The following is a 21,641-nucleotide window of genomic DNA, read 5'->3' as shown; positions in this document are numbered from 1 at the left end:
CATCTCCAACTCTGCCGGATCCATCGCATGGTGACGTCACGAACCGAAGAATGCCCGCGCCCGGTATGAAACCGATGCGGTGTCGAAGCACTGTTTGCTGCGAATTCCGGGGGCTTCTGAACACCCGACTCGGTTGCTGCTACACAGGCAGTGCGGCACCGCGGACACAGGCACCAAACCGTGTCCAAGGCGCGCTGTAGGCTGGGTTCGGTCTTTCGCTGAGCGCTGATGAGCATCGGCGATCGACCCGTTTCGGTCCTACCGCCCGTGCAAATCGGGGCCCGGTAGCAGTCGTTAAGCGCTCAGCTTGAGCAGCGGCCTTGCCGAACGGGTGGCATCGATGATCTGGCCTTCGCGTGAAATGTAGCAATGGCGCTTTCTAGTACGGAAGTCCGTCTTCGTGCAGCACAGGCGGCGGGCCGAACAACGAAATCAAATCCTCGTCATAGGCTTTAAGGATCTGCGACCCTTGGTGGTAGGCGATGCCGGAGAAAGGACGAACGCACTCCGGATCTTCAAAGAAGTTCTCGATGAATCTTTGGCACTCAAATTCGGCCCTGTCATGTTCAATGTAGAACCACTCAGACCATCCCCCGCTGAAGAACTGTATTCGGGCTGGCCCGAATGCAACGTGTAGACGTCTCTCGAGCGCCCCGGCATCTACCGGACAGTCATGCGGCAGGTAAAAGGCGACTCGGAGAAACAAGAATGGGTCGCCGCAACGCAGGGTTGCAAACCGTCTCATCGGGTTGCTCTGCGTCGTCATTCCGATCTTCGCTCTCCCATAGTCTCTGCTGCTTGCCATCACGTAAAGCCAAGAGCCACGCGGCGGGAGCTGATACGCTGAACCTTCTATTTGCATCATCTTCAGATTCCACGAATCATTGCTGGTCTTCGTCCGAGTACTGACACCACCAGCCGTCGGTAAGACGCATTGACCCTGATTGTCAGGTAGCTGTAGCGGCGCTCGTCCAGGTCGTCTAAGCCGGGTATCTGGAATCAGTCTCGACCTGTCACTTCGCCGTCGCATGATCGAAGGTTGAGGGTCATCCGTCGGTCGAGCAAGAACGCCGCAGACCGGCCGCTCACCAATGTCGATAACTGGCCGATTCATGTCCTTCACGTGTTGCCTGCCAACGTCCGCTCCGGCATGCCGGACCGTGGCTGCACACGTTGCCGACATGGCGTGCAACCGGACCGAAATGCTTCGTCCGGATTGACCGACAACAAGGCTTGCTCCGCGGCCGCGGCCGCGGCGTCGTCGCCCTCCATCGCCAGTGTCTGCGCGAGATGCCAGCGCACACCGCGCATCTCGTTCTCCTGGCGCTTCACGTACCGCTTGAGCAGTTGCGTCTGTTCCCGATTGCAGTTGCCCAGCGAGCGCCAGCCCTTCTCGGTCTGGTCGAAATCCCAATAGGGCAGCTTGATCGCGATCGAACCGATCTCCTGGTACTTCTTCGGGCAGTCGATGGGGTCGTTGGCCGGCGCTGGCTGCGTGTCCTGCCGAACCGCCGACTGCGCAAAGGTGTAGGTGGCACATCCTGCGATAAGCAAGGACGCAATGGATCGGATCAGGTGTCTCATCGGCGTGGTCCAGACACTGCCGAGACGCTCAACCCGCGTCGACAGGAGTGATGCGACTAGACGGGATACGAGTACGGTTCGACCTGGAGCAATGGCCTAATTCGGAGTCGAAATCCATAGGGCGCGGCTGTCGTCTCGTCAAAGCGGCCAGTGAAGACATTGGCTGCCGCGAACTCAATGCAGGTACCTTGCTTGTCCCGTATGACGCGTGCGGCTGGGCACCCGAGCAGTTGGAGATTGAGCACCGGCTCATCCTGCTGGCCGTGGACGATCCTGAGAGACACGTCTCCTGCAAGCGGATAGACGCCGAGCTCGACCGTGATCGCATCCCGCGTGAATAGGTAGAGGTAGGACGTGCCGTACTCCCCTTCAATCGGCACGACGTCAAGCACCTCCAGAAAATCAACTGGTCCAAGCGAGCTCTGGCATGGAAGACCTTCAATGGACGGGTCACCATTCTGCGCGAAGTATGGTCATGACGATCCGAGGCATAGACTCCAGACTGAGGTCCGATGCGAGGCGATCTTCGATCGCCATCGCCTCGCTCGCTCAAGCAACCACCTTCCTCCGATCATCATCCACCGCGCGTTCCACCACGCCGAGCATCCCCAGCCCTTCGCGCAGCGACTCCTTGACCGCGTTGGCCACATGCTTGGCCGGATCACTCTCCGCGCAGTTGTCGGAGAGCATGGCCAGCATCGACGCGCCGCTCACCAGCAGTGCGCGCAGATTGGCCAGTGCCGAGCCCATCGTCAGATCCGCGCGCAGGCAGATCGCATCGGAGCCGAGTCGCGGTCCGAAGATTTGCGGCTCGGTCATGCCCCAGTCGTGCTGCAGGTGGATCAGCGTCTGCTGATCGCAGCCCGCCAACGGATGGCGCGAGCGCAGCGGCTTGTCGGACTCGTCGATGCGTGCTTGTTGGAAACTTCCCATGTCGTCGTACCCCGGTCAATGTTGGACACCACCGGCTCCGACGTTGAAGGCGACATGCCTTCGGATCGACCGGAGAGGTGGGCGAGATGTTCAACCACGACAACCACGTGAGGCCGTCCTCGCGGATAGGCCCATCTCGCCCATGAACGAATGATCAAGGGCTCGAACGTCAGTCTTGCCACTGGCGCCGAAGTTGTGGTGGGTTGAATCACCGGGGTCCATGCTCCGTCCGATCGCGGCTTCGTTCTCTGATCTATATCAAAGACTTCGGGCGGTTCGTTCCTTAGAGGGAGTGAGGGGGATGGCATCCCCCTTGAGGGTCAGGGCTTGTCAGTCAGCACCGGGGCTGGTGAAGAACGCCCCACGCCAGACTTACCCGTACTCTTCGGCAATCAACGTTGGTCGGCTCGTGGATCGGCTTTCACGATGGTTGATTCGCGCCTAACTGGGTTGACCGCTTCCAGCCTGATGCCTTGGCCGGATCGCAGCGGTTGCGGCCGATGGACGACGCGACTTCCGCGCACAGTCAATGGTGCTCAGCAGACATCGGACCGGCGCGGATCGCGCGATCTCAATGGCCGCTGATGGATTTGCAGCCGACATGGCGAGTTCCGAGGCGCGCTAGCGTCGCTCGAATGACCGCTGCCTTCGGTAGCGAACAGCCACCCTCGACCCTCAGCTGCCCTCCACTCAGTCTTCCGCAACGGGTATGAGGCGGCCCACAGAATCAGCCGTGGCCTCCGACCGATTCCAACGTCGACAAGAAGCCGTTACGACCTGGTTCGCAGCCAATGGTCGGCGAGTGGGGTACCTGGAAGCATTCCCGCACGTCGATAGCAGTCCTGCGGAACCGTTGGGTCAACACCGAAGTCTGCGCCAAAGATGTCATTGACAAGCCCGACAAATACGGCGGGCTGGATGTTCCAGAAATAGGCCAACGCCGTCAGCACGGTCGGAAGTAGCTCATCCACGTCCGGATAGCTGGAGCGGGCCTGCACATGTCCGGCCGGTCCGAAGACTTGCAGCTCATCTTGTCCGTCCTCTCCTCGCCAACGCATCTGCATGTGAAGCGACATGACGAGGAAGCGCACTCGGCCTTCACGAGTGAGTTCGCCATAAGGCCGTCCCGCCTGGTAGTCGCCTCCCCGATCGCTCCATGGTTCGAAGCCCGGGATCTCCGACGCATCAATCGTGCGCGCAAGCCGGGTGGGATAAAGCGGTTTCGGTTTCCTTCGCATGGTGACGTGTTCCGTGGGAGATGTCGCAGTCTATGAGGAACAGCGGGACGTTCGGCAGCGGGCGTTGTCCGCAATGACAGATGTCCACATCGAGCCAGTCGCAAGAGATGGCTTGCTCGCAACGGCGACACCGCGAGATGGGCTGCCCCTGTATACGAAACCGGTGGCGGACTCGCTGCTCGTGCTGGTACCCCGTGACCACCGCGCCGGCCAACCTTGACCATATGCGCTGGTCGTGACCGCTCCATGCTGTGGTGACCGGCGCTGCTGGTCGTGACTATGTTGCTGATCGTGCCCAGGGTCGCCGGTTTGGATGGGTGCTGCCTGCGCATCTCAGACCAGTTGCTCGCCGCGTTCGGCAGCGTGCGCAACCACGGTCTGCTCTGCAGCGGAAGCAGACATCGGGGCGACAGGTCGCGTTAGGCTTCTCGACCCCACGCACTGGAGTTTGAATGGCAAAGCTTGTGACTGGCGTCGTGTTCGCACGCATCGAGGACGAAGAGTACGAAGGCATGGCGCACATCTGGGTTCGAGATGCTGAGGACGCGTACTGGTTCTCGCTGTCTCGGGCAGTCGAGGCCGACAACATGCAGTTGATGGTGTCCGACCAACTTACGCACGAGTGTGAAGTCCTGAGCGCCAGTCTCAAGCCCACCCGCCTTTGCGTGCGCGTGGATAGCTCGGCGGCTCGGTCGCTCGACGGGCACCTGGAGTACACGATTGCGTTCCATCCCGAATCGGACAGCTTCGACGCCATCGCGGGGACTCTGGGCGTTATTTTTCGAGGCAAGGAGGGGCTGGTGCTGGCCCCCACAAACGTAGGTTCCTAGCCAGTCGCAGAAATCGAAACCTTTCGGCCATACTGACCGGCAACCGGACCTTGGGGGACAACGGATGACAACATGGATGGACTGGCGCTCTTGGACCTACATCATCGCGGGTAGCGACATGGCCACCAGCGGGCGGATTGTCGACCTCGATTTTCAGGCCGGAAAGGTTACGTACCTACGCGAAACGGGGCGCCCTTTCGATGCCAATCCGCATCCGCTCGGCAGCCATGAATATGAAGCGTATCTCTATGACACCATTGAAGCTCGCTACGAGCACCTTTGGGTAAATCCGCAGAGGTCGGCCATCCTTAGCCGCGAAGACTACGACTGCTTGGTCGTCCAGCATAAGAAACCTTCATCATTCATCGAACTGGTCGACGTGGACCCTCGTGCCTATTTTGAGGGAGATGTGCTGATTACATCTGCCTCAGGGTGCCCATCGGATCTAGCGCCGTAGCGGATGCCAGAGGCGAGCGCTTAGCAGGCGGATAAGGCGACGCTGTCGAGCAAGCGTGGGCGGAATTGACGCTAGGAAAGTCCCTCGGAGGGGCGTAGTGTTCCGCCTACTCAATGGCCGTTTCCAGCCTCAACCCGGAGTCCGCAGCGCAGCGCCAGCGGTCATTGATGCATCCAGGTGCATCGACGACGTCGCAGACCTTGGCGAGGAATGACGCGCCCCCACGGGCATTGGCGCCGACCACTCGCCGCTGCGGACAGACGGGCGCCCGCGGACGCTCGAATGAGCGGGGCCCGGGACTGGCGCGCCTATCTCGCCGCGCGACACAATCGCCACCGCTCCTGAGCGGGATGGGGCGGACAACAATCGACCAGAGGGAGGAATCGCATGGCGAAGTCTTGGTGTGTGAGGGCGTGGGCCCTGGCCGCGGCGGGGGTGACGGGCTGCGGCGGACCGCAGGCGCTGGTGACGTCCGGCCCGGCGGCGACGCTGGCCGTCGATGTGCGGGCGGCGTCGACGAGCACCAATCTCCAGGCCTGGCGGGTGTCCAGCTTCGAGGACGCCTCGTGCAAGTCCGAGCAGGACGGCGTGCTGGTGGCACGTCGGATCGCCAATTCGGGAGGCGCGCTGGAGCCTTTCAAGGTGCCGGCCGGCAAGCCGGTGACCATCGGCATCGGCTACGTCGAAGCGCGCTACATGCAGAACCGAGAGTGCAGCTTCACGTTCACCTTCACGCCGCAGGAGCAGGCGTCGTACCGCACGCGGTTCGAGGTGAACGGCGAGGTCGACAGCTGTGTCGCTCTGCTGGTCGATGCCAATGATGAACCGGTCGCCGTCAGTGCCCCGGAAATGTCCTGTGTGAAAGGGCTGATGAAACGCCTGACCAACGGCGGCGCGGGGCACCTCCAGTACAAGCTCGACACGAAGTGGACGACGCCGATCTACGTGCGATGACCGCGCCGACAAGCAGGCGATCCGTGCCCCTGACGGGCCGACCATGTTGTCGCGCGCGGTCGTGGCACCGACGAGTTCTATCTCGGCGACGGGGCGTTTGTCGGGCTTCGCGGCGGAGTCGCGACTTGGCGCTCAGTTGCTGACGGAGGTGACGTCCGCTTCCAGCCTTTGGCAGTCCTACATCGCCTAGGAAAAATGGGGGGGGCAAGCCGAGCACATCAGCAGCAGCGCGCTCTGCCGCTTCACGCCACCCTGAACGTCGCCACCGACTCCGCCAACCTCTGCGCCTGCGCTTCCAGGCTGTTGGCGGCAGCGGCGCTCTCTTCGACCAACGCCGCGTTCTGCTGCGTCACCTGATCCATCTGCGTGATGGCCTGATTGATCTGCTCGATCCCGCGGCTCTGCTCTCCGGCGGCGCCGGAGATCTCGTTGACGAGTTCGCTCACGCGGCGGATCTGCTCAACGATCTCGCGCATCGTTTCGCCCGCCGCAGCCACTTCGCGGCCACCCGACGCCACCGACACGCCTGACGTCCCGATCAACGTTTTGATCTCCCTTGCCGCACTCGCACTGCGCTGCGCCAGCGCACGCACCTCACCAGCCACCACCGCGAATCCGCGGCCGTGCTCGCCCGCCCTCGCCGCTTCGACGGCGGCATTCAACGCCAGGATGTTCGTCTGGAACGCGATCCCGTCGATCACGCCGATGATGTCCTCGATGCGCCGGCTGCTGTCCGTGATCGCATCCATCGTCGCCACCACGCGCCCGATGACCTCCCCACCGCGGCGCGCCGTCCCCGACGCCTCCTCCGCCAGCGCCGTCGCCTGACGCGCGCTGTCCGCCGCCTGGTGCACGGTCCCGGTGATCTCCTCCATCGAGCTCGCCGTCTGCTGCAGGCTGCTCGCCTGTTCCTCGGTGCGGCTCGACAGGTCCAGGTTGCCCGCCGCGATCTGGCTCGACGCCGTCGTCACCGAGTCCACGCCGCTGCGCACCTCGCGCACCAGCCCGCGCAGCCCTTCCACCATGCGCGCCAGGCTCTGCTGCAGGTCCCCCAGTTCATCGCGGCGCGTCACGCGCACGTCCGTCGTCAGGTCGCCGCCCGCCACGGCCTCCATCGCGCGACGCACGTCCGCCAGCGGCCGCGTCACCGACCGCGTCGCCAGGACGCCGAAGGCAATACCTGCCCCCACGCCGACGATCACCGCGATCCACAGCACCAACGTCGTCTCCCGCACCGCCTCCTTGGCCAGCGAGCCGGACTCCTCCATCAGCTGCTCCTGCCGCTCCACCAGCTTGCCCAGCGACCCCACGTAGGCCAGTTGCGCCGGGCGCAGTTTCTGCATCAGCACCAGCTTCGCGCCGTCCATGTCCTCCGACCCGACCTGCGCGAAGAAGGCGTCGAGCGCCTCCCCGTAGGCCTTGCGCGCGGTCAGCGATTCCTCGAGGAACGCCTTGGCCTTCGTGTCGTGGATCGTGGGGGTCAGCGCGTCATAGACCTTGGTCGCGCGCTCGCGGGACTCGCGGATCGACGTCAGCTCCACCCCGCGCTCCTGCGCCGTGTCCAGCAGCAACACGTTGCGCGCGTTGCGGGCCTGCAGGTTCAGCTCGTCGAAGATGCGGCCCACCGAGCGCACCTTCACGTACCGGTCACCGATCACCTGCCCCAGCCGGCCGTCGACCGACGTCAACCCGCCGTGCGAGGCGCCCGCCATCAGCAGCATGAGCAGCACCATCAGGCCGAACGCGACGGCCAGACGCGCGCCGATCCTGAGATTGAAAACCGAAGACATCGTGACTCCCTTGTTGTGTGTGCCCATGGGATCGGCACGTCCGGGCCGTCCCTGAGGGCGCTTCGCACCGCTTGGGCGCGGACCGCCCAGGTTGAGCCGAATTCCTTGATTCATGTCGAACAGTGCCGGGATCACTACCTCTTTCGAGAAAGGACGGGCGAGAGCGGACGGACGAGAAAGGTCAGACGCGACAACGCCGGCCACCGCGGGATGTCCTCGGCGCCCTGAAGGTCACGCAGTTGCTTATGCGTCTTTCTGCGTGGCGCGCCGGCGGGCGACATGCCAAGGTCCGGGCCATCCCGCGCCGGCGGTTGGTGTCCGGCGATCCGTTCCAAGGAGTCTCGTCATGTCCCAAGCCCTGTCCACCGCACAGCCCACCGCCGTTCCCGCGGCCGTGCCCGCCGTCCGCGAGGCCGACCATCCGATCGATCCGCTGTTCCTGGACCGCTGGTCGCCGCGCGCCTTCACCGGCGAGCCGCTGGACACCGCCACGCTGTTGCGCTTCCTCGAAGCCGCGCGCTGGGCGCCGTCCGGCTACAACGTGCAGCCGTGGCGCTTCGTCTATGCGCTGGCCGGCACGCCGGCCTGGGCCACGCTGTTCGAGACGCTCAGCATCACCAATCAGAGCTGGGCGCATCGCGCGTCGGCGCTGGTGCTGGTCGTGTCCCAGCAGCGCTGGCTGCCGCCGGGCAAGTCCGCGCTGGAACCCAACGCCACCCACGCCTTCGACGCCGGCGCCGCCTGGTCGCACCTCGCGCTGCAGGCCTCGCTGTCGGGCTGGCACGCGCACAGCATCGGCGGGTTCGACCGCGCGTTGGCCCGCAGCTCGCTCGACATCCCCGAGGACTACGCACCGCAGGTCATCGTGGCGCTGGGCCGTCGCGGCGACAAGTCCGTGCTGCCCGAAGCGCTGCAGGCGCGCGAGCAGCCCAACACGCGCCTGCCGCTCAGCGCGATCGCGGCGGAAGGCCGCTTTCCTTTCGAGTGAAGCGCGGCTGAGGCACCACCGAGGCGCCCTTGCCCTTGCCCTTGCCCGTTCCCTCGCAGGACACCGCGTTCACGCGCTCTCGCGCGCGATGACTTCGCACTGGAGCGCCGTGAGGCGCTCCGGCTGTTCGCCCGCCACCAGCTTGAGCACATGCGCCGCTGCGTGCTCGCCGATCTCGCGAGCCGGCGGGCGGATCGTGCTCAGGCTGGGCAGCAGCTTGTCGGCGAACGCGTAGTCGCCGAAGCCGAAGACCGCCACGTCGCCCGGCACCGACCAGCCTTCGCGCTGCGCCGCCAGCAGCGCGCCGCAGGCCAGGTTGTCGTTGGCGAAGAACACCGCATCCGGCCGCTGCCGCTTGCGCGCCAGCAGCGCGCGCAGCGCCTCGGCGCCCGCCTCCATCGGCGCGGGCGCAACCGGGCGGAGGGCCACCGGCTCGCCGCGATGGCCGAGCTCACGCAGCGCTTCGGCAAAGCCTTCGTGCCGCTCCTGCGCGCTGAGGTCGCCCGCCGCGCTGTTGTGCACGAACGCCAGCTTGCGATACCCGCGCGCCCACAGATGCGCTGCGGCATCGCGCCCGACCTGCCGGTGCGAAAACCCGATCTGCAGCGTCGGCCGGCGCGGCGTCAGCTCCCAGGTTTCGATGACGGGGACCTGCGTCGCCTCGATCAAGCGCTCGGTCGCGGCGCTGTGGTGCCGGCTCGTGAGCACCAGCGCGGCCGGCCGCCAGCCGAGGAAGGCGCGCACCGCGCGTTCCTCGTTCTCCTTCGAGAAGTAGCTCGACGCGAGCAGCAGTTGATACCCCGCCGCCGCCAGCCCGTCCGAGAGCGCCTCCAGCGTGTGGGCAAAGATCGGCCCGGAGATGTTGGGCACCACCATCGCCACGACGCGGCTCTGCGCCGACGCCAGTCCGCCGGCGGCCAGGTTGGGCACGTAGTCCAGCGCGTCGACGGCGGCCTTCACGCGCGCGGCCGCCTCCGCGCCGACGCGATGCGGTTCGTTGAAGAAGCGCGACACCGTGATCGCGGACACCCCCGCCGCCGCCGCCACATCCATCAGCGTGGTCCGCTGCGTGGTCTTGCGCTTACGCATCGGTGCCTCCGCCGCCTGCGTCTGCGTGGGACGCGCGCGCCGAAGAAGCACCCGCCACGACGCCGTGGCCAGAACGGAAACCGTTTAAGGAAATCATCTTTTGGTCTTTGACGCGCCTTGGCGCCGATTCGGATGATGCGAACCATGTTAGCGCTAACAGCTTGTTGGCCATCTCAATCGCTTCTGAGGAAAACGGAGAACGCCATGCGCCGCCCGACCATCGCCCCACACCGCCCCGCCCGGCGGCGCCACGACCGGCAGCACCGGATGCTCGCCGCGGCCTGCAGCCTGCTGTGCGCCATGTCGGCCGAGCAGGTGCTGGCGCAAGACACCGCGGCAGCAGCGGCATCCGAGACCGCGGCGTCCGGCGCCGCCTCCCAGGCCGGCACCGCAGTCGGCGGCGGGGCCGACGCGGCCGCGCCGAACGCCCTCCCCGCCGTGACCGTCACCGCCGCCAAGCGCAGCGAGTCGCTGCAGCGCGTCCCCGTCGCCGTGTCCGTGCTCGACGGCGAGACCTTGGAGAACGCCAATCGCAACACCCTCGGCAGCCTGGCCGCCGCGGTGCCCAGCCTGAACTTCCGCACCGGCGCGTCCAACAAGGACACCTCGCTGTTCGTGCGCGGCGTGGGCACGATCTCGACCTCGCCGGGCGTGGAGCCCACGGTCTCCACCGTCATCGACGGCGTGCCGCTCGCGCGCCCCGGCCAGAGCACGCTGGACCTGCTCGACGTGCAGCGCGTCGAAGTGCTGCGCGGCCCGCAGGGAACGCTGTTCGGAAAAAACGCGTCGGCGGGCGTGGTCAACATCGTGAGCCGCGAGCCGGCCTCGCAGCTGGAGCGCTTCATCGACCTCAGCCATTACGGCGGCGGCAACGAGACGCGGCTGCGCGGTGGCATCTCCGGCCCGCTGGCCGGCGGCGTGCGCGCCTCGCTGACGGCACTGGGCGCCCGCTACGACGGCAACGTGACCAACGTGCAGGACGGCAGCCGCGTCAACGGCTACGACAAGCGCGGCGTGCGGGCGCGCGTCGACTGGGACATCGACGCGCTCAGCAGGCTTGCGCTGACCGCCGACTACCTCAAGTCCAAGGACGACATCCCGACCGGCGTCGTGACCCGCACGCGCCTGATCGCGTATCCGTCGGGCGCGGTCACGGACTTCCCCGCCTTCGCGTCGGCGCTCGCGCCGGTCGTGGCCAGCGACGACAACCGCCGCATCAACACCAACCTCGCGACCACCGTCCACGACCGCAACCGCGGCGCCTCGCTGACCTACGAGCGCAAGCTCCCCGCCGGCCATCAGCTGACCGCCATCACCGGCTGGCGCGGCTGGGACAACACGCAGGTGCAGGACGGCGACCGCCTGGCCGCGCCCGCCGCCGGACTGCCGCAATCGCATGACCGCGGCATCGTGGACTTCGAGCAGCTGTCGCAGGAGATCCGCATCGCCTCGCCGCAGGGCTCGGCCTTCGGGCTGCCGATCGACTACGTCGCCGGGCTCTTCACGATGCACACGCGCGACAAGGAGATCTACCGCCGCGACGTGGCGCGCGTCACCGCGACCGGCACCTACGCCGACTGGGGCGAGGCGCACTACGGGACCGACAGCCACAGCACCGCGCTCTTCGGCGAGGGCCGCTGGCACCTGACCCCGGCGTGGACCGTGCTGGCCGGCGCGCGCTGGACGCAGGACCGCCTCGACTTCACGCACGAGCGCGCCCGCAGCACGCCGGATGCGCAGTTCGCCGGCGCGATCCCGGGCGTGAACGGCGCGGTGGCGCTGGGCGGCGACACGACGGCGATCGGGCGCTCCGGCCGTGTCGGCCTGCAGCATGCGGTCGACGAGGACCTCAGCACCTACCTCACCTGGTCGCGCGGCTACAAGGGACCGGCCTTCAACGTGTTCTTCAACATGCTGGCGCGCGACGCGCTGGCGCTGAAGCCCGAGACCTCCAACAGCCTCGAAGCCGGCCTGAAGTCGGAATGGCTGGACCGCCGGCTGCGGGTCAACCTGGCGGTGTTCTCCACCGACTACCGCAACTACCAGGCCAACTTCTTCGACACGGTCGACGGCACCGTGGTCACGCGGCTGATCAACGCGGGGGATGTCGCGAGCCGCGGCGCGGAACTCGATCTCGATGCGCGCGTGACGCGCGACTTCAGCGTCGCCGCGTCGGTCGCCTACGTGCATGCGCGCATCGACCGCTTCAACTGCCCCGTCGGCGCGGCCGCGAGCTGCGACGTCAACGGCAAGCCGCTGCCGTTCTCGCCGGACTGGAAGGGCACGGTCCGCGCGAGCTACCGCATCCCGCTGGCGGGAGGACGGCAACTGGAGCTGGGCAGCGACTACGCCTGGCAGAGCCGCGTGCAGTACGACATCGGCCAGTTCGCCGACACCCGGCAGGGCGCGTACGGGATCTGGAACGCGAGCATCGCGCTGCAGCAGCCCAGCCAGGGCTGGCGCGTCGCGCTGGTGGCGAAGAACCTGCTCGACAAGTCGTATGCCTCCTTCCTCGGTCGCGGGGGCAGCTACGTGAACCGCTGGGTCCCGCGCGACGACCAGCGCTACTTCGGCGTGCAGGCGCGGCATGACTTCTGAAGCGTCCCCTTCCGAGGTCTCCGAGGCTGCGGCGCGTCATCGCGGCCAGAGTCGCCGCATGCACCTCGGCGCCTTCCTGCTCGAGTCCGGCCATCACGTCGCCGCGTGGCGGCATCCCGACGTGCCGCCGCATGCCGGCGTCGATCTCGCGCTCTATCAACACCTGGCACGCGAGGCGGAGGCCGCCTGCCTGGATGCGATCTTCCTGGCCGATTCCGTGGCGACCGAGGACGGACCGGGCGCGGAGCGCCTGTCGCGGTCCTCGCGCTTCGAGCCATTGACGCTGCTGTCCGCGCTGGCGGCGGGCACCTCGCGCATCGGACTCGTCAGCACGGTGACCACGAGCTACAACGAGCCCTACACGGTCGCGCGCCAGCTGGCATCGCTGGACCACCTCAGCGGCGGTCGCGTGGGCTGGAACCTGGTCACCTCGGACAACGCGAACGAGGCCGGCAACTTCGGCCGCGACGCGCACCTCGCACACGGCGACCGGTATCGGCGCGCGCAGGAGTTCCTCGCCGTCGCCCAAGGCCTGTGGGACAGCTGGGAGGACGACGCGCTGATCGACGACCGCGATCAGGGCCTCTATTACGACCCGACGCGACGCCACGTGCTGAACCATCGCGGCGAGCACTTCCGCGTGCGCGGACCGCTGAACGTGCCGCGTTCGCCGCAAGGCCGGCCGGTGATCGTCCAGGCGGGCGCGTCCGAGCCGGGACGGCAGCTGGCCGCGGCCAGCGCGGAGCTGGTCTTCACCGCGCAGCCGACCCGGGCGCGTGCGCAGGCCTTCTACGCCGACCTGAAGTCCCGCGCGGAGGCCGCCGGCCGCCCGCGCGACGCGCTGAAGATCCTCCCCGGCGCCTATGTGCTGGTCGCGCCGACGCGTGCCGAGGCCGAGGACCGGCAGGCCGAGCTGCAATCGCTGGTTCACCGCGACACCGCGCTGGGCCTGCTGTCCCGGATGATCGGCAACATCGACCTGCGCGGCCTCGACTGGGACGCGCCGCTGCCCGAACTGCCGCTCACCGACAGCGGCCAGCGCAGCCGCCAGCAGTTGCTGACGCAGCTCGGCCACGACGGCGGCCTGACGCTCGGTCAGCTCGCGATGAAGATCGCCGGCGGTCGCGGCCACCTGTCCGCCATCGGCAGCGTGAGCGACGTGGCCGACATCCTGCAGGACTGGTTCGAGCACGACGCCGCCGACGGCTTCAACCTGATGCCGCCGCTGCTGCCGACCGGCTTCGAGGCGATCACGCGCCTGCTCGTGCCCGAGCTGCAGCGGCGCGGCCTGTTCCGCACGCGTTATGAAGGCACGACGCTGCGCGATCACCTGGGGCTGGCGCGGCCGGCTCACCCCGGTCACATCAAAGCCATCGCCAATACCCTCGTCAAGGAGTTCCCATGAAGCGCCGTACCCTGCTCGCCGCCGTGCCCCTGTTGTCGACGGGGATCGCCGTCGGCACCGGCGCACGGGCCGCGGCCGCTGGCCCTCACCCCCACCCGCTCCCGCAAGCGGGAGAGGGGAGTCCGACCGAGCGGCGCCACGACGGAGCGCTCGGTGCGCACCAGGCGCACGCTGCGTGTCGGGTTCCAGAAAGGCGGGCTGTTGCCGCTCGTGAAGGCTCGAGGGCTACTGGAGCAACGACTGGCCCCGCTCGGCTGGCAAGTCGCCTGGCTCGAGTTCCCTGCCGGCCCGCAGCTGCTGGAGGCCTTCAACGTGGACGCCGTCGACATCGGCGTCACGGGCGCGCCGCCGCCGATCTTCGCGCAGGCGGCGCGCACCGACTTCGTCTACATCGCCGCCGAGCCCGGCCAGCCGCACAGCGAAGCCATCCTGGTGAAACCCGACAGCCCGCTGCGCGGCGTCGCGGACCTGAAGGGCCGCCGCGTCGGGCTGCAGAAGGGGTCGAGTTCGCATTACCTGCTGCTGGCCTCGCTGGCCAAGGCAGGACTGCAGCTGCGCGACGTGTCGCCGGTGTTCCTCTCGCCGGCGGACGCGCGCGCGGCCTTCGAGCGCGGCGCGATCGACGCGTGGGTCGTCTGGGATCCCTACCTCACCTTCGCGCAGGCGGCGACGCAGGCGCGCGTGCTGGCCGACTTCAGCGCCCTCGCCCCCGAGTCCCCGCCGTGGAGCTTCTACGAGGCGCGCCGCGCCTTCGCCGCCGAGCATGGCGCGCTGCTGCGCGAGCAGGTGATCCCGCTGCTCGCGGAGGCCGGGGCCTGGGCCAACGAGCACCGCGAGGAGAGCGCGCGCCTCGTGGCGCCGCTCTTCGGCGTGCCGGAAGCGCAGCTGCTGCAGCTGCAGAAGCGCCTGCGCTACGGTGCGCGTCCGCTGACGGCGGCGATCGCGGCGGATCAGCAGCGTATCGCCGATGCCTTCTTCGCGCAGAAGATCATTCCAGCGAAGCTGGCGGTGAAAGAGGCGTTCTGGGGCTTGTGACCCAGCGCCGGGGCGGCGGGAGCGGTTCCGGATTTCTCACCCCCAAGCTCAGCCTTCCTCCGATGCCCTGAGCGCCGGGCCGCCCCGACGATGAGCCTTCCGCGTCCCCGTTCCGCGACGCAGGAGGCCTCATGTCACAGCGTCCGCCCCGGCGGGTGTACCGCCACGATCCGTTCCCTCGCGATCTCTCGCACGCCGTGCTGCTGGCGCTGCTCGCGCTCGTCGCGCTCTGGCTGCAGGGCTGCGCGCAGACGAAGCCGATCGCGGCACCGCCGCCGTGGCCGCTCGACGATCCGGCGCCGGTCTATGAAGTGGAGCCGCCGCGTCCGGCCGCCATGTCGAACCTCAGTGCGAACGCCGCTTCGAAAGCCACTCCAGACGTCAGCCCGACGACCGGCCTGGGCGGCGAGACCGCGCCGCCGGCGCCGTCGACCGAGCGCCTGCTCGCGCTCGCGCTGCAGGAATGGGAGCTCTGGGGTCGAGGTCGCTGGGATGCCGCCACCAACCTCACCGAGCGCCGGCTGGACGCACCGCGCCGGCAGGAAACCGAGCCCTACCTCCACACCCGCGTGCTGCTGTACTGGATCGGTGTGAAGGGCCCCGACTACCCGCTCCAGCGCACGCGCTTCGACGACGGCTCGCTGAAGCCCTGGAGCGCGGTCTTCATCTCCTGGCTGATGCGCAACGCCGGCTTCGGCGAGCGCCAGTTCGAGGCCAGCGAGCTGCACTGGCACTACATCCGCGCGGCGCTGGACGGGAGCCGTTCGGGCCTGGAGGCCCGCGACGCCGCCGTCACGCCGCCGCGACCGGGCGACGTCATCTGCGCGCCGCGCGACGCGCAGCCCGACGCACCGACCGGCTTCGCCCAATGGAGCACCCTGCCCCGCGCGCAACGCGGCCGCATCTGGACCTGGCACTGCGACCTGGTCGTGCAGGTGGACGGCGGCGAGTTGGGCGCCATCGGCGGCAACGTCAGCGAGAGCGTCAGCTGGACGCGCGCGCCGCTGGACGCCGGGGGCCGGCTGATCGCGACGCCGGACCGCGCCTGGACGGTCCTGCTGCGCCAGAAGGGAGCGCCGCCTTGAGCGCCTCCGACAACGTCAGGATGCCGCGCGACCGCCGCGCGGCAGTGCTCGGCTACTGGCAGGCGGCGGTCGGGCTGGCCACGGGCCTGAGCGTCATCGTCGGGGTGCTGATCTCGGTCACCCAGCTCGTCGCCTGGGTGGACGACAGCAAGCGCGCCAACCTGACGGAGCGGCTGCAGTCGCTGCAGCACGTCGCCCACCTGCTGGAGCGCGACGAGCGCATCCGGCTGCGCGCCCGCGCGTTCCAGCGCGAGCTGCTGCCCGAGATCGGCCCGCACGCCCAGGAGCTCATCCGCCTGGCCGGCTCGGGCGAGGACCTCTACCTGAGCCAGGACATGGAGAACTTCGCCGCCGTCCACTTCCATTACGAGCAGCTCGGCGCGCTGGTGAAGCTGGAGTACATCGAGTTCCCGCTGGTCTATGAGGTCGTCCCCTTCCCCGACGACTACATGGCGGCCGTCGACCCGCTGCGCAAGGCGCTGGCCGAGCACTGGAAAGGCATCGGGCGACCGCTGCCGGACCTGGGCGCCAACATCGATTACCTGAAGCGCTGCTACGACCTCAGCCGTGCCACGCCGCACCAGCGTCCGCACTGCCCCCGCGAATGAACGGCCTGGCCGGTCGGTCGCGAGCGCGTGCAAGGGCGTGCAAGGGCGTGCAGACGCCCGCAAGCGCCTGTTTCCGGACCTTCCGGAACCTGACGGCGCTTCCGGAAGGTTTCCGGAAGGTCGCGGAAGACGGCGCCGACTACCGTCTGCGGCACCGATCCCCCGGGGTCGGCATCCACACGACGACGCCGTCCAGGCGCACAGGGAGCTCGCATGAACCTCACCCCACACCGTCCCCGCCAGCGTGAAGAGTCCCCGCCGCCGACGCGGCCCCGTTCCACCGGCCCGACCGGCCGGCTCGCCCGCGAGCACCGGCTCGAGCGGCTGACCCGTCTGCAGATGACGCTCGCGGAAGCGCACGCCGACGCCGAACTCCGCGAGCGCGAGCGCGTCGCCCAGCTGCTGCATGACCAGGTCGGCGGCCTGATCGTCCGGCTGCGGCTGGCGTTCGGGGAGTGGCGCCAGGGCGCGACCGCCCCGGCCGGCGCGGATCCGGCGCTGGCCCAGGTCACCGCGCTGCTGGGCGAGCTGTCGCAGACGGTCCGCACGCTGACCTTCGCGCTGGCGCCGCCGGACTGGCACGGCGACCTGCCGACGGCGCTGGCCGCCATGGCGGCGGAGCTGGGCCTGCTCGGCCCGCTGGCGATCCATGTCGACGGCAGCGCGATGGCGGCCCCCGGCACTGTCGAGATCCCGGCCGCGCAACGCGCGGTCGCCTGCCGCGTGGTGCGGGAGCTCTGCCTGAATGTGCAGAAGCACGCCTCGGCGTCCCGCGTCGACATCGTGCCGACGGTCGACGCCGGATGGCTGAGCGTGCGCGTGCGCGACGACGGGCGCGGCTTCGCGACGGGCCAGGGCGACACCGAGGCGCGAGGGCTCGGCCTGAGCGGCGCGCGCGCCCAGCTGCAGGCCCTGGGCGGCGCGCTCGTGCTGCGCTCCGAGCCGGGTCGCGGCACCTGCGCGACCTTGCTGATCCCGATCGACTCCGCGTGATCACGCGGAGTGCCGAGCGATCACACGCCCTCTTCCTCGTTCCTCTTCCTCGTTCCGCTTTCACGTTCCTTTTCAGGGAGATTCCGATGACCCTCCGCATCGTCCTGGCGGACGACCACCAACTCGTGCGCGAAGGCTTGCGCGCGCTCCTGTCCCGAGACGCCGAGCTGGACGTCGTCGGGCTGGCCGAGGATGGCGCCGCCGCCGTCAAGCTCGTGCGCCATCTGCAGCCGGATCTGCTGATCACGGACATCGCGATGCCGGGCCTCAACGGCATCGAGGCCACGCGCCGCGTCCGCGCCCACCATCCGTCGGTGCAGGCGATCTGCCTGTCGATGCACGGCGATCAGCGCAGCGTGGTCACGGCGCTGCAGGCGGGGGCGTCGGGGTACGTGCTCAAGGACGCGTCGAGCGAGGAGCTGCTACGCGCGGTGCGCGACGTGGCCAGCGGCCGCATCTACCTGAGCCCGGGGCTGATGGGCGGACTGGTCGACGAGATCCGTACGCGGCACCGGCTGCCCGAGGCCGGCACGCCGATCCCGGCCGGTCCCGCGCTGACGGCGCGTGAGCGGGAGATCGTCCAGCTCTTCGCCGAGGACCTGAGCACGCAGGAGATCGCGGACCGGCTCAAGCTCAGCGCGAAGACAGTCGCGACGCATCGCGAGAACGTGACGCGCAAGCTCGGCGTGCGGGGGGTGGCGGGCATGACGCGGTATGCGCTGAGCGAAGGCCTGAGCGAGGGAGGCGTGCCATGCCGGTGATCGTCTACGACGTGCCGAACTGGGCGCTCGGGATGGGGCTGGTGCTGACCTGGGTGCTGCTGGGACTGGGGGCGCAGGCGGTGCTTCCGCGGCGGTGGCGCGAGCATGCGACCGAGGCGGATCGCAACGTCGCGCTCGCGTCGCTGGGCGTGATCGCGACGATCAACTCGCTGCTGCTGGCGTTCTCGGCGGTGTCGGTGTGGGACTCGTTCAGCGCGGCGGAGCAGGCGGTGAGCCGGGAGGCGACGGCAATGGCGCAGCTGGGCCGGTCGCTGGCGGTGTACGGGACGCCGGAGTCGACGCTCGCGCGCGAACGGCTGCGCGGCTATGGCCGGAGCGTCATCGGCAAGGAATGGGCGGCGATGCAGCACGAGCAGCCGAGTCAGCAGACGCAGGATGCGTTCGACGACGTCTACCGGTCGCTGGGCGCCCTGCGACCGGCGAGCGCGGCGGAGACCGTGCTGGTCGAGCAGATGTGGAGCCAGGTGAATGACCTGCTGATGCAGAGACGCGCCCGGCTGGAGGCCAGCGATGGCAAGGTGCCGACGACGCTGTGGGTGGTGGTGCTGGTGAGCTCGCTGCTCACCTTGGCGCCCGTCGCGGTGCTGCCCGTCACCGCGTGCAGTCGCGGGGCGATCGTGGTGCTGGCGATTGCCCTCGGATTGGTTTTCCACTTCGTCGCCGCGATGGACCGGCCATTCCTCGGCGCGGAACGCGTCACGTCAGATCCGATCGAGAACGCGCTCGCGAACATGCAGCGGTGGGATGCGAGGAGTTTGCCGGTGGCGGCGAGGTAGCGGTCTGTTGGCTCAGAGCCGCCAGCTCGACCCCCGGCACGGCGCTGTTCATCTCGTGCCGATGGCGGAACGCAGTGTTTCCGGAGACGGGACGACTCAGGCAGGCCGAGCGAGGTCCGACGCCATGGGCCACTGCTAGGATGAGCTCGCCGTTCAAAGGCGACTCTGAGGAGACCACAGTGGCACGTTCTTGCACACACCGGGACAGCATTCGAACGGTGATTCCCAGCGCGCGAGGCTGCGAGGAGTGCCTCAAGATTGGCAGCGAATGGGTGCATCTCCGCATCTGCCGCACCTGTGGGCACGTCGGATGCTGCGATGACTCGCCCCATCGGCATGCGCGAGCCCACTACACCGCGACCCAGCACCCCATCATCGAAGGCTACGACCCGCCAGAAGGATGGGGATGGTGCTTCGTCGACAAGACCATCGTGGACCTGGGAGCGGATACGACCCCGCAGGATGGACCGATTCCGAAATTCCTTTAGCTGACAACTGGCATCGCCCGCATTGCGCCAGGGCATCACTTTCCTAGCTGCGGGGACTGCAAGTGAGCTTCTGGAAAGAGGTGCAGTCGCGACCATTGCAGATCCGCTGGTCGGAGATCACGACGGTCAGGCCGTAGTTCGGCTTCGCGACTTCATTGCTCGATGGTCCCATGCCCTTCGATGCGCAAAAGGCGTCCGCAGCCGGCTTGCCGCAATTGGTCGCCCACTCCCGGCACCAATCGAGCTGGACGACGTCGCCGCTTTTGAGCTTCAGTTCAGGAGAGAAGACGGTGAGGGATCCATCCGCCGCGCGTTGCGTCGACATCTCCGAATACGCGCGCGGCGCGCGGGCGCACCTCATGTTCACGTCCGTCACGAAGCGCCCGTCGCTGGAGGTCCAGACCGACAACGAGGTGGCTAGTTCGCCCGCTGGGCACCTGCCCTTGTTTGGCTTGCCTTTGCCACGCGGCAGGTTGTTGCTTCCTCCGAAAGCGATGGCCGACCCGGTCACCGTCTGCGGCGGTGCGAGCGTGCTGCACTGCAGGGTCACCCTGTCGGCAAACGCGGCATCCCCCTGAAGCACCTTCGCGACTTCCCACGCGCTGACGGCGGAGCCCGCAGGACAGCTCTGCGTGACCGCCCCGCCGCCCTTGCCGCCAACGGGACGCCCTGCCCGCCCCTCGATGGGAAGGTGGGTCCTCTCGTTCCAGCCGGCGCATGTCGGGCCGACGGCGTCGATCCAGAGACCGGCTTTCCCGGTGAGGCCTGTGACCCACTGGTCCTTGCCGCACGCGGCGTCCTTGCCCACGGTGAGCGTGGCCCAGGCAGGGGCGGCCATGGATGCCATGGCAATTGCCAAAGCCCAAGCCTGAATGCGGATGATTGAATGAGCCATCTTGGCCTCCTCCCTGTGCCGGCGGATCGTGCACCAGCCAGCGAGGACGGACATCCCTAGTTGTGAAGCGGCGAACCGTCGAGCGGCCAAAGGAAGCGGCCCTCACGGACCGCTGAACGACCTCATCGCCCTTTCCTTCGATTCCCATTCAGGACACCTGGACTCGCCCTCTGCCACCCTCCGCAATGTTGAGGATGGCATCACTCCCCTCTGGCCCGAGATTGCCTCCGCCGCGCTGAAAGTCAAGGCGCAAGGCCCGATCACCCAGCCGCTGTCCGCGGCATCGCCAGCCGTGGAGCACGCCATGTTCAAGCTCGCCGTCGCCTCTTGTTCAAAGTTCCAGGACCAGCCGCAGCAGCCTGCCTGGGACGAGATCCGCAGCCAGAAGCCCGATGCCCTGCTGCTGCTCGGCGACGGTGCAGACCGGTCCGGATGTGTATGCCCGACATGCGCTGGGCCCCGACAAGCTCATCGACCTGATCATGCTCGACGAGCGGTTCTACCGCACGCGGCCGGCGGACGCCGGCAGCGGTCGCAATGCCATCCTGGGTGCCGAGCAATGGGCGTGGTTCGAGCACCAGGTAGAGACTTCGGACGCAACCCATCTGGTGGCGGCTTCCAGTTCCACGGTGCACACCTTCGGCGACGAAAACTGAGCAGTATCCCGGCGCGTTCCAGCGCCTCGTCGAGCTGCTGAAGAAGAAGGAGAGAAGAGCCCTGGTACTCACGGGCGACGTCCACCGCAATGCCGCGTACGACGACAGCGGCATCATCGAGCTCGTGACCTCCGCTGTGGCGCGCAATGGCATCGTCTTCGGCGCAGAGCGCCAGAACGACGCCATCCTCACTTTCGATGCGCAGGCAGTGCGGGTCGAGATGAAGAGCCTTAAGGTGGGCTGGCGGTTCGACTTCAAAATTCCGCTGCAGAAGTGGGAACTGCCGTAAGCGGAAATCCGCGATCTTCAGAATCGGAGCCCTATGCTCGGGGCATGATGAAGCGCCAGTGCATCAGATGCCACGAGACAGTTCAACCTTCGCCGCATTGACCATGTGCTTGGACGGATCGCACCTTAGGGGGTCAGGAGTTGCCAGAGACTCGACGCCCGACCGGAT

The 21,641-nt window shown here is 67.8% G+C and carries 23 protein-coding genes; 15 read left to right on the top strand and 8 right to left on the bottom strand.

Going from position 1 to position 21,641, the window contains the following annotated elements:
* Positions 1–379 precede the first annotated feature (379 nt).
* From ACFJIX_RS21135 to ACFJIX_RS21115, 5 genes are all read right to left on the bottom strand, one after another.
* Positions 380–766, bottom strand: coding sequence for a GIY-YIG nuclease family protein (locus ACFJIX_RS21135; protein ID WP_377154573.1), 387 nt, complete (start codon positions 764–766; stop codon positions 380–382).
* Positions 767–1,119: 353 nt separating this feature from the next.
* Complete coding sequence (locus tag ACFJIX_RS21130) at positions 1,120–1,554, bottom strand: hypothetical protein (protein ID WP_377154571.1); 435 nt, start codon at positions 1,552–1,554, stop codon at positions 1,120–1,122.
* An 86-nt stretch (positions 1,555–1,640) separates the two neighbouring features.
* Positions 1,641–1,976, bottom strand: a complete 336-nt coding sequence (locus ACFJIX_RS21125) for a hypothetical protein (protein ID WP_377154569.1) — start codon at positions 1,974–1,976, stop codon at positions 1,641–1,643.
* A 157-nt stretch (positions 1,977–2,133) separates the two neighbouring features.
* A complete protein-coding gene (locus tag ACFJIX_RS21120) occupies positions 2,134–2,517 on the bottom strand; it encodes a hypothetical protein (protein ID WP_377154567.1) in 384 nt (127 codons plus the stop codon).
* 770 nt (positions 2,518–3,287) lie between these two features.
* Positions 3,288–3,755, bottom strand: a complete 468-nt coding sequence (locus ACFJIX_RS21115) for a hypothetical protein (protein ID WP_377154565.1) — start codon at positions 3,753–3,755, stop codon at positions 3,288–3,290.
* Between the two features lie 452 nt (positions 3,756–4,207).
* Here ACFJIX_RS21115 and ACFJIX_RS21110 point away from each other — a divergent pair, with 452 nt between their 5' ends.
* From ACFJIX_RS21110 to ACFJIX_RS21100, 3 genes are all read left to right on the top strand, one after another.
* The gene (locus tag ACFJIX_RS21110; protein WP_377154563.1) at positions 4,208–4,585 is read left to right on the top strand and encodes a hypothetical protein; all 378 of its coding nucleotides are present in this window, start codon (positions 4,208–4,210) and stop codon (positions 4,583–4,585) included.
* A 76-nt stretch (positions 4,586–4,661) separates the two neighbouring features.
* Positions 4,662–5,042, top strand: a complete 381-nt coding sequence (locus ACFJIX_RS21105) for a hypothetical protein (protein WP_377154561.1) — start codon at positions 4,662–4,664, stop codon at positions 5,040–5,042.
* Positions 5,043–5,429: 387 nt separating this feature from the next.
* Positions 5,430–5,996, top strand: coding sequence for a hypothetical protein (locus ACFJIX_RS21100; protein WP_377154559.1), 567 nt, complete (start codon positions 5,430–5,432; stop codon positions 5,994–5,996).
* 242 nt (positions 5,997–6,238) lie between these two features.
* Here ACFJIX_RS21100 and ACFJIX_RS21095 read toward each other — a convergent pair whose 3' ends face one another.
* Entirely contained in the window at positions 6,239–7,786 is a 1,548-nt protein-coding gene (locus ACFJIX_RS21095; RefSeq protein WP_377154557.1) for a methyl-accepting chemotaxis protein, read from the bottom strand.
* Between the two features lie 346 nt (positions 7,787–8,132).
* Between ACFJIX_RS21095 and ACFJIX_RS21090 the strand changes: the two genes are divergently transcribed.
* On the top strand, positions 8,133–8,774 hold the full coding sequence (locus tag ACFJIX_RS21090) for a nitroreductase family protein (protein ID WP_377154555.1): 642 nt from the start codon (positions 8,133–8,135) through the stop codon (positions 8,772–8,774).
* A gap of 69 nt (positions 8,775–8,843) precedes the next feature.
* Here the strand turns inward: ACFJIX_RS21090 and ACFJIX_RS21085 are convergent, their stop codons facing one another.
* Positions 8,844–9,863, bottom strand: a complete 1,020-nt coding sequence (locus tag ACFJIX_RS21085; protein WP_377154553.1) for a LacI family DNA-binding transcriptional regulator — start codon at positions 9,861–9,863, stop codon at positions 8,844–8,846.
* Between the two features lie 204 nt (positions 9,864–10,067).
* On the opposite strand from ACFJIX_RS21085, the gene ACFJIX_RS21080 reads away from it, so the two are divergent.
* The 9 genes from ACFJIX_RS21080 (at position 10,068) to ACFJIX_RS21040 (ending at position 19,633) form a co-directional block, all read left to right on the top strand.
* Complete coding sequence (locus tag ACFJIX_RS21080; protein ID WP_377154551.1) at positions 10,068–12,461, top strand: TonB-dependent receptor; 2,394 nt, start codon at positions 10,068–10,070, stop codon at positions 12,459–12,461.
* A complete protein-coding gene (locus ACFJIX_RS21075) occupies positions 12,451–13,866 on the top strand; it encodes an LLM class flavin-dependent oxidoreductase (RefSeq protein WP_377154549.1) in 1,416 nt (471 codons plus the stop codon). Before ACFJIX_RS21080 ends, ACFJIX_RS21075 begins: the two co-directional genes overlap by 11 nt.
* 153 nt (positions 13,867–14,019) lie before the next feature.
* A complete protein-coding gene (locus tag ACFJIX_RS21070) occupies positions 14,020–14,901 on the top strand; it encodes an aliphatic sulfonate ABC transporter substrate-binding protein (protein ID WP_377154547.1) in 882 nt (293 codons plus the stop codon).
* A gap of 131 nt (positions 14,902–15,032) precedes the next feature.
* Positions 15,033–15,986: a DUF2272 domain-containing protein gene (locus tag ACFJIX_RS21065; protein ID WP_377154545.1), complete on the top strand. Its 954-nt coding sequence runs from the start codon at positions 15,033–15,035 to the stop codon at positions 15,984–15,986.
* Positions 15,983–16,594, top strand: a complete 612-nt coding sequence (locus ACFJIX_RS21060; protein WP_377154543.1) for a hypothetical protein — start codon at positions 15,983–15,985, stop codon at positions 16,592–16,594. The genes ACFJIX_RS21065 and ACFJIX_RS21060 overlap by 4 nt, the downstream gene beginning before the upstream one ends.
* Before the next feature lie 213 nt (positions 16,595–16,807).
* On the top strand, positions 16,808–17,587 hold the full coding sequence (locus ACFJIX_RS21055) for a sensor histidine kinase (protein WP_377154541.1): 780 nt from the start codon (positions 16,808–16,810) through the stop codon (positions 17,585–17,587).
* 86 nt (positions 17,588–17,673) lie between these two features.
* The gene (locus ACFJIX_RS21050) at positions 17,674–18,348 is read left to right on the top strand and encodes a response regulator (protein WP_377154539.1); all 675 of its coding nucleotides are present in this window, start codon (positions 17,674–17,676) and stop codon (positions 18,346–18,348) included.
* Positions 18,339–19,145, top strand: coding sequence for a hypothetical protein (locus ACFJIX_RS21045; RefSeq protein ID WP_377154537.1), 807 nt, complete (start codon positions 18,339–18,341; stop codon positions 19,143–19,145). The genes ACFJIX_RS21050 and ACFJIX_RS21045 overlap by 10 nt, the downstream gene beginning before the upstream one ends.
* Positions 19,146–19,285: 140 nt before the next feature.
* Positions 19,286–19,633, top strand: a complete 348-nt coding sequence (locus ACFJIX_RS21040) for a UBP-type zinc finger domain-containing protein (RefSeq protein WP_377154535.1) — start codon at positions 19,286–19,288, stop codon at positions 19,631–19,633.
* Between the two features lie 43 nt (positions 19,634–19,676).
* Here ACFJIX_RS21040 and ACFJIX_RS21035 read toward each other — a convergent pair whose 3' ends face one another.
* The gene (locus ACFJIX_RS21035) at positions 19,677–20,528 is read right to left on the bottom strand and encodes a hypothetical protein (RefSeq protein WP_377154533.1); all 852 of its coding nucleotides are present in this window, start codon (positions 20,526–20,528) and stop codon (positions 19,677–19,679) included.
* 416 nt (positions 20,529–20,944) lie between these two features.
* Between ACFJIX_RS21035 and ACFJIX_RS21030 the strand changes: the two genes are divergently transcribed.
* Positions 20,945–21,184, top strand: a complete 240-nt coding sequence (locus ACFJIX_RS21030; protein ID WP_377154531.1) for an alkaline phosphatase D family protein — start codon at positions 20,945–20,947, stop codon at positions 21,182–21,184.
* Positions 21,185–21,308: 124 nt separating this feature from the next.
* On the top strand, positions 21,309–21,473 hold the full coding sequence (locus ACFJIX_RS21025; protein WP_377154529.1) for a hypothetical protein: 165 nt from the start codon (positions 21,309–21,311) through the stop codon (positions 21,471–21,473).
* Positions 21,474–21,641 lie beyond the last annotated feature (168 nt).

The organism is Roseateles sp. UC29_93, assembly GCF_042695725.1.
Taxonomy (GTDB): Bacteria; Pseudomonadota; Gammaproteobacteria; order Burkholderiales; family Burkholderiaceae_C; genus Roseateles; species Roseateles noduli_A.
The sequence above is the reverse complement of the archived record's forward strand: the minus strand, read 5'-3'. Positions and strand labels throughout refer to the sequence as shown.